Genomic DNA, 470 nt, shown 5'->3' with positions numbered 1-470 from the left:
CAAATGTTCGGCCTGGAGCTTATGCCGCAGATAAGGATCATCGAAGAGTGGTCAAAGTCTGGTAAAGACAAGTCTGAAGTTCATGAAGCTGCCCGTATCATCACCGATAAATACAAAAAAGCAGAAACAGAACTCAAAGAAGATTTCGACCTGTAATGATTGCAGAAATTATCACCATTGGCGATGAGATCCTCATTGGACAGATCGTGGATTCCAATTCGGCTTTTATTGCAAAAGAGCTGAACCTTATCGGTATTTCGGTCTACCAGATCACCTCTGTGCAGGATGATAAGGACCATATTCGTAATTCCCTTAAAGAAGCTTCAGAAAGGGCAGATGTAGTAATCCTCACCGGAGGGCTTGGCCCCACGAAGGATGACGTCACCAAGTACACTTTGACCGAATATTTTGAGGATAAGCTGGTGCTCAATGAGGCTGTGCTTAAGCATGTAGAGGAGCTTTTTGAAAAA

General features: G+C 43.6%; 1 protein-coding gene. It reads left to right on the top strand.

Annotated features, from left to right (window positions below; genetic code table 11):
• Window positions 1–155: 155 nt before the first annotated feature.
• Window positions 156–470, top strand: a 315-nt coding sequence (locus HC176_RS16350) for a competence/damage-inducible protein A (RefSeq protein WP_245234932.1), incomplete at its 3' end; no start/stop codon positions are given.

The organism is Tamlana crocina (genome assembly GCF_012037625.1).
Note: the sequence above shows the minus strand (reverse complement) of the source record. Positions and strands in the feature narration are given on the sequence as shown.